Consider the following 15982-nt stretch of genomic DNA (forward strand, 5'->3'; position numbering starts at 1 on the left):
GAGCGGCGTTCGGTGCGTGCTCTCGGCGTGCCGGGCGTCGCGACGCCGCGGAGATCCATCAGAAGCCCCCTAGGCCCGACTTGCGGGCAAAAGACCAAGGCCCGGCGCCGTCGCCCGGCGACGGTTCCACGACGGAAGGTGAGCGTACGTGGCAGCAGCCCCGCACCCGGAGACCGAGCTCTTCACGGAGTCACACTGGTCCCCGGAGGTCCACGGCCGAATAACAGAGCTGTGCCAAGGGGCCTTCGCCGGCGTCCCCGCCCTCAGGTCGGTGTCCCACTACAGCAACGGCATCGTCGACTTCGTCGTCCGCAGGGGCGACTGCCCTCCGCTGAGCAGCCTGGTCACCGAGCAGGGCGAGGACATCGCGAACGAGTCCCTGCCCGGCAGCCGGCTCCTGCTGTGCACCCAGGATCTGAACGCCGTGATGCGGCCGCTGGGCACGGGCGAGCTGATGCGAGTCGTGCTCGCCAACGCGCGCGGCGGTCTGTGGGGCGGTCGCGTCAAGACGGGGGAGTACGTGTCCGCCCTCACCGACACGCCCGGCGGGATGCCCGCGACGGACGCGGCCATGAACGGCCTCGTCTCCGCCATCCGCACCCAGGTGCTCTCCCTTCCCGACGAACTGCCCGGTGGCCTGACGGGCCCTGCGGAACTGCTGCGGGAACACAAGGAGCGGCTGCGCATCGACTTCGGGACGGCGACGGCCGAACACGACGGACTGTCCGAGATGCGGCTGCGGGCCCTGTGGGGCGGCCACGTCAACACCCTCGACCTGCAGTACGCCGCCTTCTACCGGGACTGGAAACTCGTCTGCGCGGGCGACGTCTTCGAGAACCCCGAGCTCGGTCCCCGCTTCCTCGACGTCAGCGTGCGCTCACGCCGTACCGCCTACCGCGACCTCGCCCAGAACCTGCGCGGCCATCTCGCCCGGCTCACCGACGCCCTGCGGCTGGTGGTGCAGCCGCCCGCCGACCGCCTGGTCCTGGACGTCCAGGAGGGCGCCGTGTTCGTGACCTGGCTGTCGCCGCGGGACTATGTCCTCGGGGTGACGCTGGACCAGCGGCAGGTCGGCCACGCGGAGAGCCGGCTGCACGACCTGGCGGGCGCCCTGCGGGAGGTCACGGCGCCCGAACGGCACTGACCAGCGCGCCCCACACCTCGTCGGCGAGCGCCTCCACGGCGCGCGCCGCCGTGGGCCGGTGCGCAGGGCCGGGACTGCCGAGGGACTGCACGGGCAGCACCTCCACCGCCGTCTCGTACTCCCGGCAGACCCGGCGCAGCCGTGCCCACTGCTCCTCGGTCGGCGCGCCGGGCGCGGCCGAGCGGAACCAGGAGTCGGCGCCCGTACGGAACCGCTCCGTCAGCTGCCGGACCAGGGTGGCGCATCCCAGCGCCGTGAGATCGGCCTGCCCCGCCCGCGGCAGCGGGCCCTCGCCGTCGCCGGCCGGGCGGCCGGCCAGCCGCTCCACGGCCGCGTCGAGCAGCGTGAACACCTCCTCGAACCGGCCCTCGACGGGCTCCGGCAGCGCCGACCGCGCCGGGCCGGGCGCCACCGCGACCAGATCGCGCCGGGCCAGATCGCTCACCGTCCGGCGCAGCTGGCCCAGTTGGGCGCTGTGCTCGCCGAGCGCACCGCGCAGCTCGCTGGTCAGCTCCGCGAGATCGGCCTCCTGGCGAAGCTCCGTGAGGCGTGAGCGCAGCCGGTCCAGAGCCTCGTTCACAGCTCTCGGGAAGTCGCCCGGGCGGTACAGCAGGGGCTGCGAGCCGAGCGAGCGCGCCAGCCGGTCCCGCATGGTCCGCGACACATGGCCGTTGACCACCAGCAGCACCTCGGCCTGGGCCGGATGCAGCGCGCCGCGCAGCGCCCGGACGCGCGCGGTGATGCGTTCCTGGTCGTCCGCCACGAGCACCGAACCGGTGACCACGATCGCGATGTAGGCGTTCGGCACCGGCTCCAGCCAGTACGCCACCACCAGCGAGCCGTCGTCGGACGACGCCCGCGCCGGGACCGGGTCGCGCGACGCGATGCGCCACTGCCCGAGGGCCAGCGCGTCGTGGATCGTGGAGAGCACCTGGTCCTCGGACACGTTGTCGTGCAGCCCGCGTACGGCCCTCAGCACGGTCGCGGCGTTCACCTCCCGCACCGCGCCGCCGCCGTCCTCGCTCAACTGCCAGGCGTGATGACAGGTCTTGAGGATCTCGCGGGGCACCCCGCCGGTGAGTTCCTGAAGGATCGCCACCGACTCGGCACCGAACGGCGCCGGCCATCGCTCGACCGCGCCCGTGCCCTCGGCGGACGCGGGGCGGGGGCCGGAACCGACGTACTCGGCGACGAGTTCCGCGGTGAGTTCCGCACTGAAGCGGGTCGGCCAGAGCTGCACCACGCGCTCGTGCAGGCTCGGGCGGAACGCGTTGAGCCCGCGCGGCGAGGTGCAGAACACCAGCAGACCGCCGCGGCTCACATAGACGTTGACCAGACGCTCGAAGGCGTCGACGAACGTCCGCCGGGACTCCTCCGGCCAGTCCAGCACCTTCTCCAGCGAGTCGATCAGCAGGACGTACGGCTTGCCGACCCTGCCGTGCAGGAAGCCCTGGACGGCCAGCGCGTCGAAGACCGGGTCGATGCCCGTGACGGCGTCCTTGATGCCGCGTTCCTTCAGCTGCTGCGCCGGCTCGTCCCCGGTCAGCCACGCCCACACCATCGAGGTGAACCGCGGGTCCTGGAGCAGGGCGAGCGCGGTGGCGAACCGCCGATGCTCCGTCACCTCGCCGAGGGTGACCCGCAGATCGGCGTGCAGCACCTCGGGGTCGTAGCGCAGGGCCGAGACCACCTTGTCCGGGTCGAGCACGCGGTCGCGCAGCCCGGTGGCGATGTCGTCGAGGGCGATGTCGTCGAGCGGCACGTCGTCCAGCCGGCCGGGCCGCGGGCCGGAGCTCTGCTCGCCGACCCGGACCGCCGTCACATAGGCGTAGTAGTCCCGGACGAGTTCCTCGAGCGCGGCCCGGCCCTCCGGGGTGTCCGCGGGGCCGCGCAGCCGGTCGCGGTACATACGGCCGAAGTCCTGCGCCGGTTCGTCGACGATCCACATGGCCGGGCCGTCCGGACGGGCCAGACCGTTGCACACCTCCCGGGCCGCGTGGCTCTTGCCGAGGCCGAACTCGCCCACCACGGCGATGGCCCGGCCGCGCCGGCCGCCCCGGGGCTGGTCGCGGAGGTAGTCGCGCACCAGGTCCTGGAGTTCCCGCAGGATCCGGGTGGGGACGTGGGCGTTGCCCGAGTCCGCGGCCTCGACCGGAGCGTCACCGAGATCGGCCGAGGGGCCGAGCCGCACGACCGGCACCAGGGGGAAAGGGTTGCTGTACCAGGTGTCTGCGCTGTTTGCGGCCACGATGGCACTCCTTGCGGGTCCTGTCAGGCGCGGTCGAGGTGGCGTGGCGGGCGTCAGCCGCCGGGGCGGGGCCGGATCGGATCGCGGAGCAGGGCGTCGCGGCTCGCCCGCCGCCGCTCCCAGTAGGGTCTGAGCGCGTCGGCGTCGATCGGCCAGGGGTGCGGTGCGCAGCGGAGGGCGTCCGCCGCCGAGTGGAAGACCTTCCGCAGTTCGCGTACGTCGCGCGGCTTCCACTCGTCGTGCGCTGCCATCAGAGAGCTCCTGTCCGGCTCGACCAGGGTGTGCGGTCCGCCGTGGCCCGGCCGGGCGCTGCGGCTGAACCGCCAGATGTCCTCGGAGTTCAGCTCGCTCAGCGCGAGATGGGTGACCGCCGCCGATCCGCTGAGGGCGGCGGCCACTTCCTTCGCCGTCTCCGCCGCGCCCTGGCTCACTTCGACGAACAGTACGATCCTCGGGTGCGCATGACTCAGACAGGTGCGCAGAAACGCCGCCCTGAGGTGTGCGTCGTTCCACCGTATGTGCGGGATCACGGCGAAGAGCAGCGCGTTGCGATGGACCAGCAGATCGCTCATCTCGCCGTAGGCCTGGAACGGATCCTGTTCGTCGATGATCGCCTTGACGCGCGACTCGGGGAAGTCGTGGGTCCGCAGCCGCTTCGCGAGCTCGCGGCGTATGCGGTCGTTGATCAGCCTGGTCGGCGCGAACGACTCGCCGTCCGGATCGACACTGATCCGGCGGCCGTCGTTCTCCAGCCCCGCCGTCGGCACGAACACCGGGAGCGGGTTCCCCACCGCGGCCCCGTCCACCGCCAGGCGCCGCTTCACCTCGTACAGGCACCGGTGGATGAGTGTCGTCTTCCCCATGCCGGCCGGGCCGCTGACGATCACGACACGGCCGTACCCCTTGTTCGAGTCGAGGAGTTCGCCCAGCTCGGACAAGGTCCCGCTGAAGCGGTCCAGTGCCTCCTGGGAGTGGTCCACGTCCACCCACTGGTGCATGTGGTCCGGCTCCTTCCACGGCACCAGGGGGTGGTCGGCGCTGAGCGCGCAGGCGCCGTTCTGACCGCTGTTCATGCCGTTCGGTCCGTACGGTTTGCGCACTCCGTAGGGGTTCGCCCAGTCGGAGCTGGTCATGCGTGAGGTCCTCCGGGGCTTGTGGGACGGCGGTCGCCGCGTAATCTCCGCAGCCACCACAGGGGCGCGGGGCGCAGCAGTTCCCCCACGTCCCGTGCCTGCCGGTCCACAGTGGTGCGCACGGCGCTCGCCTCGCTCTTTCTCTCGTGCGGTCCCAGGAGCTGCCCGCCGCGGCTGCCCGGCAGTGGCTCCGCCAGGGGCAGGGAGTCGGCCAGCCGGCGGGCCGCCTCGCTGCGCGGAGCCGGGCCGGGCACCAGGGCCAGCAGGCCGGAGAGCGCCTCCCTGGCCCGTAGCGCCTCGGCGTGGTCCGCGTCGGGATCCTGCTCGTACGCCGCGAGATACAGCCATGCGATCCTCCGGAATTCCCGTACCGCCGCCGCCAGTTGCCGGCCGCGTGTGCGCCGCTCCGCCGAGATCCGTTCCGTCATCTGCCCGACCAGGGTGAGCGCCGCTCCCGCCGCGAGCAGGTACACCGCGTCGAGGAACCCGCCCTGCCCCGAACCGCCCTTGTCCGCGGACGCCCCCGGTGGGTCGCCCGCGGCGGCCAGCAGCGCGTCGCAGACCCGCTCGAAGTCCCCCCGGTGCCGCTGTGCCCACTCCTCCAGCGACAGCACGCCGCCCTCGCGCCCGGGAACCTCGACGGCGTTCACACCACCGCCCGTCCCCGCCGGCCGTCGCACCACACCGAGCCGCAGTGCCGCGTCCCTGAGGTCGCCCCGGTGCTCGTCGGCCAGGCAGTACACCAGCCGGACATCGCTCCTGCCGGTGTCCGCGACGGCCGGCCCAGCGCTGGCGGGAAGCAGCAGCAGGGCGAGGACCGGGACGCCGAGCACAGCCCGCCGCCCGCCCCCGCTCCCTCTCCGTTCACCCATCCGGCCTCCCCGTGCCCCTGGCCGCGGCCGCGCCCGGCCGCCGCACACCATCCGGTTATGCGGAGGACCGCAGTCCGTCGGCCGTGGCCGGAGGGGCCGGCGGCCCGCCGCCCTCGCCCGCCGGGCGTTCGGGGAGACGCTCCAGGACGCCCCGGGGTTGCCGGTTCCTCCGCGACCGGTGGCGCGACCAGCAGCCGAACCCGATCTGCGCCCCGTAGTGCAACAGGTTGACCGTCACCACGGCCGGGGCGACGATGCCGACCGTCTTCGGGAAGTCGCGTTCGAGGGTGAGGGCGAGCAGCACGGCCGTGAGGCCGTTCTGCTGGCCGGTTCCCAGCAGGAACCGGTCCCTGCCCGACAGACCGCGGACGAAGAGGGGCATCAGCAGCACGGCCACCACCGCCTGCGCCGCGAACGCCGTGGCACCGAGCAGCACACCCGGGGCCGGCGACACTCCCTGGGCGACGAACAGCCCCAGCAGGGCGGTGGCGAGCAGGAAGGCACTGGAGACCGCTCGCGCGAGCGGCCGGCTGAACGCCTTCGTCCGCAGGAACAGACCGGCGACGGCCACGGCGAGCATCAGCATGTTCGCGGCGGCGAGCACGAGCACGGCCACGGCCAGCAGGGCGGCGAGCGGCGTCGCCGGCCGCCGGGTCCCGCCGGCGTCGAGCTCCTTCCGGGCGGGCCACAGCCTGCCGCCCGCCCACCACAACAGCAGGGCACCGGCCAGGAGCAGCGCATTGAGCGCGAGTCCGAGGGCGTAACCGCGGGTGCCGCCGCCCACCACCGAGGGCGTGCCCGCGTGCCCCGCGGCCGTGTAGGCGTATCCGGCGACGTACAGCGTCAGCAGGACCGTCATCGGATCGTCGAAGGAGGCCCACGCGGTGAGCAGGGACCGGGCGCGCTGCGACATGTGCCCGTCCCTGCTGAGGGCGGCCACCGACAGCGGGTCGATCTGCGCGACGACGATGCCGAGGATCAGGTACTCCGGGCGGCCGAAGGCCAGGACCATGACACCGGAGATGATCCCCGCCTTGAGGACGACCCCCAGGGTGACGGCCGCCACCACACCGCGCAGATCACGGCGCAGGTCGGCGAGGTCGATGCCGTACGTGCTGCCGTACAGGCCGACGGCCAGCAGCAGTCCGGTGGCGAAGACGTATCCGGTGGTGCCGACCATGCGCGACGGATCCGTCGCCAGGCCGATCACCGTCCCGAGGACCAGAGCGCCGAGCGCGCCGAGCAGAACGGCCGGAACCGCCTCCGGCAGTCTCGGCCGCCAGGCACGGTTACGTCGGGACGTCTCCACTGGCTCCCCCCATCACCCGGTGTTACGCCGCGAGCGTAGTCGGGCCGCCGGCACCTCGTGCGCATTCTGGTACGTACGTGCAACCGCGAGAGCAATCAAGCGTAGGCTTCATCATCCGGACGGCGTAACGCCATTGCCAGCCGTTCCCTTGCACGATGCCCGGCCGCGGCGGCCGTTGAACGCTCTTCACCCCTGGGGTGGATCCACGGCACCACGGCCGGTGCGCCCCGCGTCCGCCCCGCAGCCCTCGACGAGGCTCTCGACGGCATCGCGTCCGGCGGCCGTGCGCCCCCCGCTCCGGCCGACATCGGCGTGCACGAGCGGAGGGCGGCGCACGCGCTGGAGGGCGGGAACGCGACGGTGCGGGACGCGTGGAGGGGGACAAGACGCATGGCGTGGCCGAGGAAGCATGGCGTGGTCGAGGACGTCACCCACCCCCCGATGAGGTGACGTCCCCGACCGCTCCCCCGGCGCCGGACTGTGGCTCAGGTGTCCGCGCGGCGGGCCCGTGCCGTCACCAGCACAATGCCGAGCGCGTGCCCGATCTCGTGCAGGGCCGTCCCGCGCTTCCCGGGCGCGGTCAGGTCCCAGCCGAAGTTCATGGTGCGCTCGTGCCGGCCGGCCGGCAGCGCGTCCCGGCCCACCGCCGACCAGGAGCCGGCGCCGAGCTGGAACCCGATGCGCAGTTCGGCCTCCGAGCGGTCGCCGACCTCGGCGAAGGTGAGCCCGATCCCGAGGTCCTGCCACTGCGCGAAGCACCCGCGCGCCACGTCCCGCTGCTCCTCGGACCCGGTCCACGGCACGCGTCGCGTCATCCCCGTCCCCGGCACGGGGATGACGGACGCGTCGGTGTCATGGTCGAAGAAGCAGTAGTGCGGGACCGTGCCGTTGACCCACATCCGCCGCCCGCTCGCGAGCGCGCTCAGCCGCTCGGCCGCCGGCCCCGGTGCGAAGGCGGGCGCCGGCGCCTGTGCCAGCGAGCAGTGGCGTGCGGTCATGGCCCACAGCCTGCCCCGCGGCCGCTCCCGGGCGCCTGAGTCGGGGGCTACTCAAGTCGCCCTGTATCAGAAGTGAGTAGCCGCGCTCATGTCTGTGTGACGACTTACGAGAGGGACGCGACGACGCTGGAGCTGCCCTGGCCGTTCGCCGGGCGGGAGGACGAACTGGAGCTGGTCCGCCGGTCGCTGGCCGGCGGACGCCGCGGCATCGTGGTGACGGGCCCGGCGGGCCGCGGCAAGACCCGCCTCGTCACCGAGGCGCTCCGCGGCACCGACTGCGCCCGGGCGGTCGGCACGCCCGGGAGCCGGGCCATCCCCTTCGCCGCGTTCGCCCATCTGCTGCCCGAGTCGGTCACCCTGCACCGTGCGGTCCAGCTCCTGTCGGGTGTACGGACGCTGGTCGTGGACGACGCCCAGCTGCTCGACGACGCCTCCGCCGCCCTGGTCCACCAGCTCGCCGTGCACGGCCGCACCCGCCTGCTGGTCGTCGCCACGGACGGCGCCCCGGTGCCGGGCGCGATCTCCCGGCTGTGGACGGGGGAACTCCTGCCGCGGCTCACGCTGGAGCAGCTGCCCGAGGAGGAGACCGCAAAGCTGCTCACCGCCGGCGCCGGCCCTCTCGAAGCGCTCACCGTCAACCGGCTGCGGCGCCTGAGCCGGGGCGACCTGCGGCTGCTGCGCGACCTGCTCGGGGCGGTGCGGGGGCGGCTCACCCTCGAACCGGACACCGGCGAACGGGCGTGGCGGGGCCCCGTGCCGCTGACCACGGCCGTCCGTGAGCGGACCGCCCCCGTCCTCGGGCGCGCCCGCCCGCTCGAACGGGAGATCCTCGACCGCCTGGCCTTCGCCGAACCGCTGTCGTTGCCGCCGGACGATCTGGACCTCGGGGCGCTCGACGTCCTGGAGTCCGACGGCCTGATCGAGGTCGACGACCTGTGTGGCGTCCGCCTGGCCCATCCCCTGCACGGCCCGGTGCTCAGAGCAGCGGCGGGCCGGCTGCGGGCACGCCGGCTGGCCCGGACACCGGACGCGTACGCCGCCGCCCTCGACGCCGAGTCGGCCGCACTGGCCGACCGGATCGACCAGGACGACGTACGGGCGATGCCCACGCCGGTGGGGGAGTGGCTGGTCGCCGAGGGCGGCCCGCTGCCCGGCCGGTACGCCGCGGTGCGCGCCCGGTTCGCCCGGCTGCGGGGGGAGCTGAGGGAGGCCGCGGCCTGGGCGAGGGAGGGGCTGCGCAGCGATCCCGGGGACGCCGCCTGCCGGGCGGAACTCGCCTGCGCCTGCACACCGGTGGACAGCGGCGGGGACCTGGACCTCGACGCCCTCGCCGATCCCTACGACGCCGTTCGCCTCGGCTGTCCCGAGAAGGTCATCGACCGGCTGACCGGGGTGTTCGCCCGGCACGCCGACGCGCTCACCCGGGCCGACGGTCCGGCCCTGGACGAGGTGGCCGAGGAGCTGGAGCGGCGCGGTTTCACGCTGTTCGCCGCGGAGGCACACGCCCAGGCCGTGCGCGCCCACCGCGATCCGAGCGCCGCCCGGCACTCGCGCACCCGGGCCGTCGCCCTGGCCCGGCGCTGCCAGGGTGCCCGCACACCGGCCCTGTCCGGGCTGGTCCTCGGCGAACTCACCGTCCGGCAACGGCAGATCGTCACGCTCGCGGCGGCGGGCCTGAGCAACCGGCAGATCGCCGAGCGCCTCACCCTGTCCATCCGGACCGTCGGCAACCACCTGTACAGCGCCTACGCCCGGCTCGGTGCGAGCGACCGCGGCGCCCTGCCCCGGCCGGCGGAAGTCCCGGAGGCCCAGCCGGCCTGAGCGCCACCACCCAGACCGGCGGCCTGACCCGCACAGGGGACGGGTCAGGCCGCCCCGAACGCCGAGAACGCCCACCCCGTGGCCTGGTGCAGCGCGTCGCCCGGCAGTGCGGCCCGGGCGTCGCGCAGCGCCTCCGCCAGGGACAGCCCGGCCCCCAGGCCCTTGTGCAGCGCGAGCATCAGCGGCACAACCGCGGCGTCGTTGACGGGCGCGCTGCACGCCACCACCCCGGCCGTGCCGAGCGGCAGCAGCGCGGTGACCAGACCGAGCAGTTCGTCGGCGCCGACGGAGGCGAGGAGGGCGGTGTCGCAGCAGGACAGGATGATCCGGTAGGGACTGCGGGCCAGACGCTCGAAGTCGTGCACGACGATCGGGCCGTCGGCCATCCGCAGCGAGGAGAACAGCGGGCTGTCCGCGCGGAACGTGCCGTGCGCGGCGATGTGCGCCAGGGCGGCCCCGTCCAGCTCCTCCAGCACCCGCGGCACCCGCGCCTCGTCCTCCTCCAGGACCGTCGCGCAGGCGTACCGGCCGGCCAGTTCGGGCACTTCGGCGCCGCCCGTGGCCAGGCCCGGGCCGCGTACCAGCACATGGCGACCGTCCGACGGTGGCGCCGTCTCCCGCGCCCGCAGCCAACTGCCCGCCGACGGCGACACGCTGAGCACCCGTTCCCGCAGCGACGGCAGCAGCGCCCACGGCACCCGGTGCAGCCGTCCCGGCGGCACGATCACCACCGGGCCGCCGCCCAGATGCGCCGCGGCCGGTCCGAGCAGCAGCTCCTCCAGCCGCCGCCCCGCGGCCTCCACCACCGCAAGCCGCGCCTCGGCCCCGGGGTGCGCCAGCCGCCGCAGCCCCGACTGCACGTGCTCGGCCTCGGTCTCCGCGTCGGCCAGCAGCCCGGCCTCGAACCTGCGCACCCGCCCCTGCCCGCACAGCAGCACCTGCACCCGCCCGTCGAGCACGGCGAGTTCCACCAGCCGCACCTCGTCGCCCAGCCGTTCCAGCAGCCGGCCGACCTCGAAACGGTCGCCGCCACCGGGGGCCTCACCGCGCATGTGCAGGGTCCGGGAGCGGATCTGCCGCTCCAGGCGCCGCTGTTCACGCTCCAGTGCGGGAACCGGCCTGCCCTCCATCCGGGCGGCCTCCGCGCGGGAGGCTATCTCACGGAAGGCGGTCATGCCGCTGAGCAGTTCCGGGTCGGCGGGCGGCCGGGTCGGCGGGGTGGACAGCACGGTGGCCCGCCAGCGCTCGCTCCACACCAGCAGCCGCCGCGGCCCGCCGGAGACCAGACTGGCCCGCTGCGCCAACGCGGCCAGTTCCGCGCCCTGTTCGGTGGCACGGGCCCGAAGCTCCGAGGCGCCCAGCGTCATCCGGTGGTCGTCGAGCACGTCCAGGCCGCGCCGGCACGCCTCCAGCACGCCCCGGGTGGAGCCGGCGGCCCGGGCCCGCAGCGCCTGCGCCGCCCAGCCCGTCATCCGCGCCAGCGGCGGGCCGCCCCGCCGGCTGCGGGCGGCGACGGCCAAGTGCCGCTCCGCGTCCGCCGTCCAGCCCAGCCCCAGCGCGATCCGGCCCGCCAGCAGCGACGCCTCCGGCGCGGCCGGCGCACCGAAGGCGGCCAGCTTCTCGGCCACCGCGGCCGCGTCGGCGACCAACCGCCCCGAACCGCGCCCGGCCGCGTGCCGCGCCTCGATCAGCACCAGCCGGGCGTGCGTCTCCCACCAGGTGCGCCGCTGCCCGGCGAACAGCCGCACCGCCAGGGCGGCACGGGCGATCGCGGTGTGCGGGTCCCCGGCCAGCCGTGCGGCCCGCGCGGCGGCCAGCAGCAGCTCCGCCTTGCGGGTGGACTGCCCGCCGATCCCGTCCAGTTTCCCGATCGCCGCGTCCGCCTCGGCCAGCGCCTCGGGAGCCAGCCCGGCCGCCATCAGCACCTCGCAGCGCCGGATGTTCAGCATGAACGTCGGCGTGCCCAGCCGGGCGTACCGCTCCTGCGCCTCGTCGAGCAGCCGCAGTGCCGCCGGCACGTCACCGGACCGGAACGCGGTGAGCCCCCGGCTCTCCACCGCGTCGGCCTTGTCGTGTTCCTGGCCGGTGGTGTCCCACAGGGCCTCGGCCGCGGTGAAGTCCGCCTCGGCCCGCTCCACCGACCCCAGCGCAAGGTGCACGGTCGCCCGCAGGGTCAGCGCCCGCGCCGTCCAGATCACGTCCTCGGCCTGCCGCAGCACGGGGACCGCCCGGCGTACGTCCTCCAGCGCCTCGCGATGGTGACCGAGCACCCACCACACGTAGGCCCGCCGGTACAGCACCCGCGCCCGCGTGTGCCCGCCGCCCCGCGCGACCCCCCGCTCGAACGCCGACAGGCCCTCCCGGGTACGGCCCGCGTGCACCAGCGCCACACCCAGGGTGGCCAGCACGTCCGCCTCCCGGTCGGCCGAGTCCGCCCGCGCCGCGAACTCCCGGGCCCGCCGCAGATGCTTCAGCGCGAGCCGCAGATCACCGAAGTCCCGCTGCCAGATGCCGATCACCTGGTGGGCGACGGAGGCGTCCAGCGGCAAGGGATCGGCGTCGAGGAGCGCCCGGGCCCTCGCGAGAGCCTCGCCCGGGTCGGCGAACACCATCGGCAGCAGTTCCCGCACCGAGCCGCTTCCCGCTGTCACTCCTCGGATGGTAGTGGCCCCCGAACCGCGGCACACAGGGTTGGCTCTGTATCAAAAAGCCGCCCGGCGGCTCTTGTCGACGAGCGCCGACGACCGTTCGCCGCACCGACCGAAGCCGTCGCCCAGTGGGAGGACCCGCATGGCACCTCAGCGATTCCACGAGCAGTTCGACCAGATCCAGCGCTCGATGCCCGACGTCCCCCTGGCCATGGGACCCGACGACTCGGCCGAGTTCATGTACGAGAAGGGCGTCGTCCTCGTCCGCGACGGCGAGGAGGCCCGGGTCGTCGAGGACACCGTACGGGCGCACTTCACGGCGGCACCCGACCTGGACCAGGACCAGGTCCGCCGGGCCGGCCCGCAGGCCAACCGCAGCGGCGTCACCCGGATCCGGGTCGGCGACCCCGGCGAGGGAAGCCGGGGAACCGACCGGGCCGTCGCGCAGGCGCTGCGGGCCGTACGCGAACGCGAGGCCCGGGCCGGGCACCGGATGGTCGCCCGCAACCACGTGGTGCACATCGCGGTCAACGCCTGCCCCGGCGACGAACCCGTGCCCGTCCTGGCGACCGAGCCGCCCAACCCGGCCGCCGCGGACACGGCCCACGACCCGGACAGCGCCGTCGGCGTCCTCGTCGTCGACACCGGCCTCACACACGACTACCGCTCCTGCGCGCTCCTCGCCCACACCGACGGCGACGCCCAGGTCCAGGAGTGCGACGAGCAGGGGATCCTCCAGCAGTACGTCGGGCACGGCACGTTCATCGCCGGGCTCGTCGCCGCCGTCGCGCCCAACACCGACATCACCGTGCGCGGCAGCCTCAACGACGCGGGCGCCGTCCTGGAGTCGGAGTTCGGCGAGAAGCTCTTCGAGGCCGTCGACGCCGGCGGCTGGCCCGACGTCCTGAGCCTGTCCGCCGGCACCTCCAACGGCCGCACCGACGGCCTGCTCGGCGTGGAGAACTTCATGCGGGAACTGCGCGAGCAGCGCACCCTGCTGGTCGCCGCCGCCGGCAACAACGGCAGCGCCACGCCCTTCTGGCCCGCCGCCTACGCCGACCTGCCCGGCTGGGAGGACTCCGTGCTGTCGGTGGGCGCGCTGCGCAGCGACGGCGAGTCCGGCGCCTGCTTCACCAACCACGGCCCGTGGGTGAAGGTCTTCGCCCCCGGCGAGCGCCTCACCAGCGCCCTCACCGGCTTCGAGACGCCCGTCCCGTACGTCTACCAGCACTCCACGTACGACGCCTGCCGCTACGGCTTCTCCTACGGCTGCACCTGCCGGCACCCCCGCCACAGCGGCGTGCTCAGCGACGAGGGCGACGCCGCCAAGCCCGACCAGGTGATGTTCGAGGGGTACGCGCAGTGGAGCGGCACCTCCTTCGCCACCCCCGTGACCGCCGGCCTGGTCGCCGCGCACATGACGGCGCACAAGGAGACCGACCCGCGCGCGGCCCGGCGGCAACTGCTCGCCGCCGTCACCGGGGTCGCGGACGTGCGCGGGGCGCAGGTGCCCGCGCTGCGCCCGCCCACCTGGCGCCCCGTCCCTGTCGTGCGCCTCACCCCCGGGCCGTGAGGGCCGGAACCGCCCCCTCCGCGGCGTACGATGACGTGCCGTACTCGAGGGGTGGGGCTGCCGTGGACCGTACTGATGCCGGCGCGCTCGTCCAGGCCGCCGCCGACGGCGACGCGGCGGCCTGGAAGGCGCTCGTGGAAGGGCTGAGCCCCCTGGTGTGGTCCGTGGTGCGGGCCCACCGGCTGTCCGACGCGGACGCCCACGAGGTGTACCAGACCGCCTGGTTCCGCTTCGCCCAGCACCTCGGGCGGATCCGGGAACCCGTCAAGGCCGGCGCGTGGCTGGCGAGCACCGCGCGCCACGAGTGCCTGAAGGTCATCCGGAGCTCGCAGCGGCTGACCCTGACGGACGACCCGCAGCTCCTGGACCGGGTCAGCGAGGACGGCACGCCGGAACAGTCGCTGCTCGACTCCGAGGAGGCCGCCGCCCAGAGCGAACGCGTGCGGCGGCTGTGGCAGGAGTTCGAGGAACTGGGCGAGCGGTGCCGGCAGTTGCTGCGGGTACTGATGGCCACGCCGCCGCCCAGCTACCAGGACGTGTCCGCCGCGCTCGGGATCGCGGTGGGCAGCATCGGGCCGCTGCGCCAGCGCTGTCTGCGGCGCCTGCGGGCCCGGCTCGAAGCGCGGGGGGCGATGTGAGCGACATGAACGACGACGAGCTGTTCGACGAAGAGGGCTGGGGGGACGAGGAGTTGGACACGGGACTGCTGGAGGAGGAGCTCCGGCGGGCCGCCGCCGTCCTGGACCCCGTGCCGGCGGAGCTCCAGCAGATCGCCGTCGACGCCTACGCGCTGCACGACCTGGACGCCCGCGTCGCGGAACTCACCTTCGACTCGCTGGTCGACGCCCTCCCGGTCCGGGGAGCCGGCGGCCCGCCCCGGATGCTGACCTTCCAGGCGGGCGAGGTGACCGTCGACGTCGAGGTCACCGCACATGGGCTGATGGGCCAGGTACTGCCGCCGCAGCAGGCCAGGATCGAGGTCCTGGGCGGACCACGCCCCGGGTCCCCGCTCACGGCCGACGACCTGGGCCGCTTCACCGCCGCCACACCCCCGTCGGGCCCGTTCGCCCTCCGGCTGCGGACCGGCGGGGACGTGGTGGTGACGGAGTGGCTGCGGGCCTAGGCCGTGTCCGCAAAGTCCCGCCTGCCCCGCGACGCCTGGCACGCCCTCTCGCCGCACCGGACGAAGCCCCAAGATCCAGTACGAGGGACTCCGCCCGGCGCACCGAGAGCACGCACCAGACGCCGCGAGGCCCGCCCTCCGGGCGGAAGAGGGACTTTGCGGACAGCACACCTAGGCCGTGTCCGTCCGCAGAGCCCGCCCCCTGGGCGGGCTGCGGGACTTGACGGACGCCCTCTGGGCGCCGGACTCGGCGGTCGGGTCGAGTCGCGAGCCTGCCGTCGCTGCGGTGCCGGTCAGCCGGAGGCGGCGTCGACCAGGTGGGCCAGCGCGGCGGCGAGCCGCTCCAGACCGGGACCGGCGGGACCACCCGGCTCGGTCATGTAGGTGTCCCGGCGGATCTCCACCATCAGCGCCTGAACCCGCGGGTCGGTCCCGTAGAACTCGAGCGGCACGTAGGCGCCCCTGAAGGGGCTGTCGAGCCCTGCCTCCCCGATGTCCCCGAAGGCCTGCCGCGCGGCGTCCCGCAGCCCAGGAGGGGTGTGGAAGGAGTCGGTGCCGAGACACACCGGCGGCCGCGGCCCCTCCCCGTGCAGCTCGTACGGCAGCCGGGCCCGTGGGTACGAGTGCACGTCGATGATCACGGCCCGCCCGGTGGCCGCCAGCCGGTCCGCCACGGCCTGTGTCATCGCCCGCGCGTACGGCAGGAAGTACCGCGCGACGAGCGGCCCGGCCTCGGCGTCCCCGGACCGCAGTACACCGCCGTGCGTGGTCCGGGTGTAGACCGCGCCCATGCCGACGGCCCGCATCTCCTCCCGCTCGTCGGGGAAGCGCTCCGGGTCGACGACCAGCCGCGACAGCCGGTTGACGAACCGCCACGGAACGACGCCCGCCGCCCGGGCCGCCGCCTCGGCGATCCGAGCCGTGTGCGCGTCGGTGATGTGGTCCAGTTCCCGCGCGAGCTCGTCGTCGCCCAGCACGATGCCCGCCCGTACGGACGGCGGTATCTCCCGCGCCGAGTGCGGGACATGCAGGATGACGGGGGAGTGCCCGGCGCCGGGCAGGACGTCGAAGCACGGGGAGTCGAAGGACGAGGGGTCGTCGGTCACACGGCGG

11 protein-coding genes and 1 pseudogene are annotated in these 15982 nt (G+C 74.4%); 5 read left to right on the forward strand and 7 right to left on the reverse strand.

The window, feature by feature from the left end:
• Positions 1-148 precede the first annotated feature (148 nt).
• A complete protein-coding gene (locus tag AC07F0_RS07760) occupies positions 149-1144 on the forward strand; it encodes a hypothetical protein (RefSeq protein ID WP_478975585.1) in 996 nt (331 codons plus the stop codon).
• Here the strand turns inward: AC07F0_RS07760 and AC07F0_RS07765 are convergent.
• The 5 genes and pseudogenes from AC07F0_RS07765 to AC07F0_RS07785 all read right to left on the reverse strand — a co-directional run.
• A complete protein-coding gene (locus AC07F0_RS07765; RefSeq protein WP_478975588.1) occupies positions 1122-3392 on the reverse strand; it encodes a hypothetical protein in 2271 nt (756 codons plus the stop codon). The two genes, AC07F0_RS07760 and AC07F0_RS07765, sit on opposite strands and share 23 nt — an antisense overlap.
• Positions 3393-3445: 53 nt before the next feature.
• Positions 3446-4525, reverse strand: a complete 1080-nt coding sequence (locus tag AC07F0_RS07770; protein WP_478975590.1) for a P-loop NTPase family protein — start codon at positions 4523-4525, stop codon at positions 3446-3448.
• Positions 4522-5397, reverse strand: a complete 876-nt coding sequence (locus tag AC07F0_RS07775; protein WP_478975593.1) for a hypothetical protein — start codon at positions 5395-5397, stop codon at positions 4522-4524. The genes AC07F0_RS07770 and AC07F0_RS07775 overlap by 4 nt, the downstream gene beginning before the upstream one ends.
• 55 nt (positions 5398-5452) lie before the next feature.
• Positions 5453-6706 carry a hypothetical protein gene (locus tag AC07F0_RS07780; protein ID WP_478975596.1) on the reverse strand — a complete coding sequence of 418 codons (1254 nt, stop codon included), beginning with the start codon at positions 6704-6706 and terminating at the stop codon, positions 5453-5455.
• A gap of 521 nt (positions 6707-7227) precedes the next feature.
• Positions 7228-7704: pseudogene (locus tag AC07F0_RS07785) on the reverse strand (zinc metalloprotease); the annotation flags it as partial.
• Positions 7705-7800: 96 nt separating this feature from the next.
• On the opposite strand from AC07F0_RS07785, the gene AC07F0_RS07790 reads away from it, so the two are divergent.
• On the forward strand, positions 7801-9525 hold the full coding sequence (locus AC07F0_RS07790) for a LuxR family transcriptional regulator AbsR2 (protein WP_478975599.1): 1725 nt from the start codon (positions 7801-7803) through the stop codon (positions 9523-9525).
• Between the two features lie 44 nt (positions 9526-9569).
• On the opposite strand, the gene AC07F0_RS07795 is transcribed toward AC07F0_RS07790, so the two are convergent.
• Positions 9570-12137, reverse strand: a complete 2568-nt coding sequence (locus tag AC07F0_RS07795; RefSeq protein WP_478976252.1) for a CHAT domain-containing protein — start codon at positions 12135-12137, stop codon at positions 9570-9572.
• Between the two features lie 178 nt (positions 12138-12315).
• On the opposite strand from AC07F0_RS07795, the gene AC07F0_RS07800 reads away from it, so the two are divergent.
• The 3 genes from AC07F0_RS07800 to AC07F0_RS07810 all read left to right on the forward strand — a co-directional run bounded on the left by AC07F0_RS07800 (position 12316) and on the right by AC07F0_RS07810 (position 14869).
• Positions 12316-13746 (forward strand): S8/S53 family peptidase, encoded by a 1431-nt coding sequence (locus AC07F0_RS07800; RefSeq protein ID WP_478975601.1) that lies wholly within the window; start codon positions 12316-12318, stop codon positions 13744-13746.
• A gap of 62 nt (positions 13747-13808) precedes the next feature.
• Positions 13809-14384, forward strand: coding sequence for an RNA polymerase sigma factor (locus tag AC07F0_RS07805; protein ID WP_478975604.1), 576 nt, complete (start codon positions 13809-13811; stop codon positions 14382-14384).
• 5 nt (positions 14385-14389) lie between these two features.
• Positions 14390-14869, forward strand: a complete 480-nt coding sequence (locus AC07F0_RS07810; protein WP_478975607.1) for a hypothetical protein — start codon at positions 14390-14392, stop codon at positions 14867-14869.
• Positions 14870-15162: 293 nt separating this feature from the next.
• Here AC07F0_RS07810 and AC07F0_RS07815 read toward each other — a convergent pair whose 3' ends face one another.
• Positions 15163-15975 (reverse strand): N-formylglutamate amidohydrolase, encoded by an 813-nt coding sequence (locus tag AC07F0_RS07815; protein ID WP_478975610.1) that lies wholly within the window; start codon positions 15973-15975, stop codon positions 15163-15165.
• Between the last annotated feature and the right edge of the window lie 7 nt (positions 15976-15982).

It is taken from the genome of Streptomyces sp. NPDC045955 (assembly GCF_056430805.1).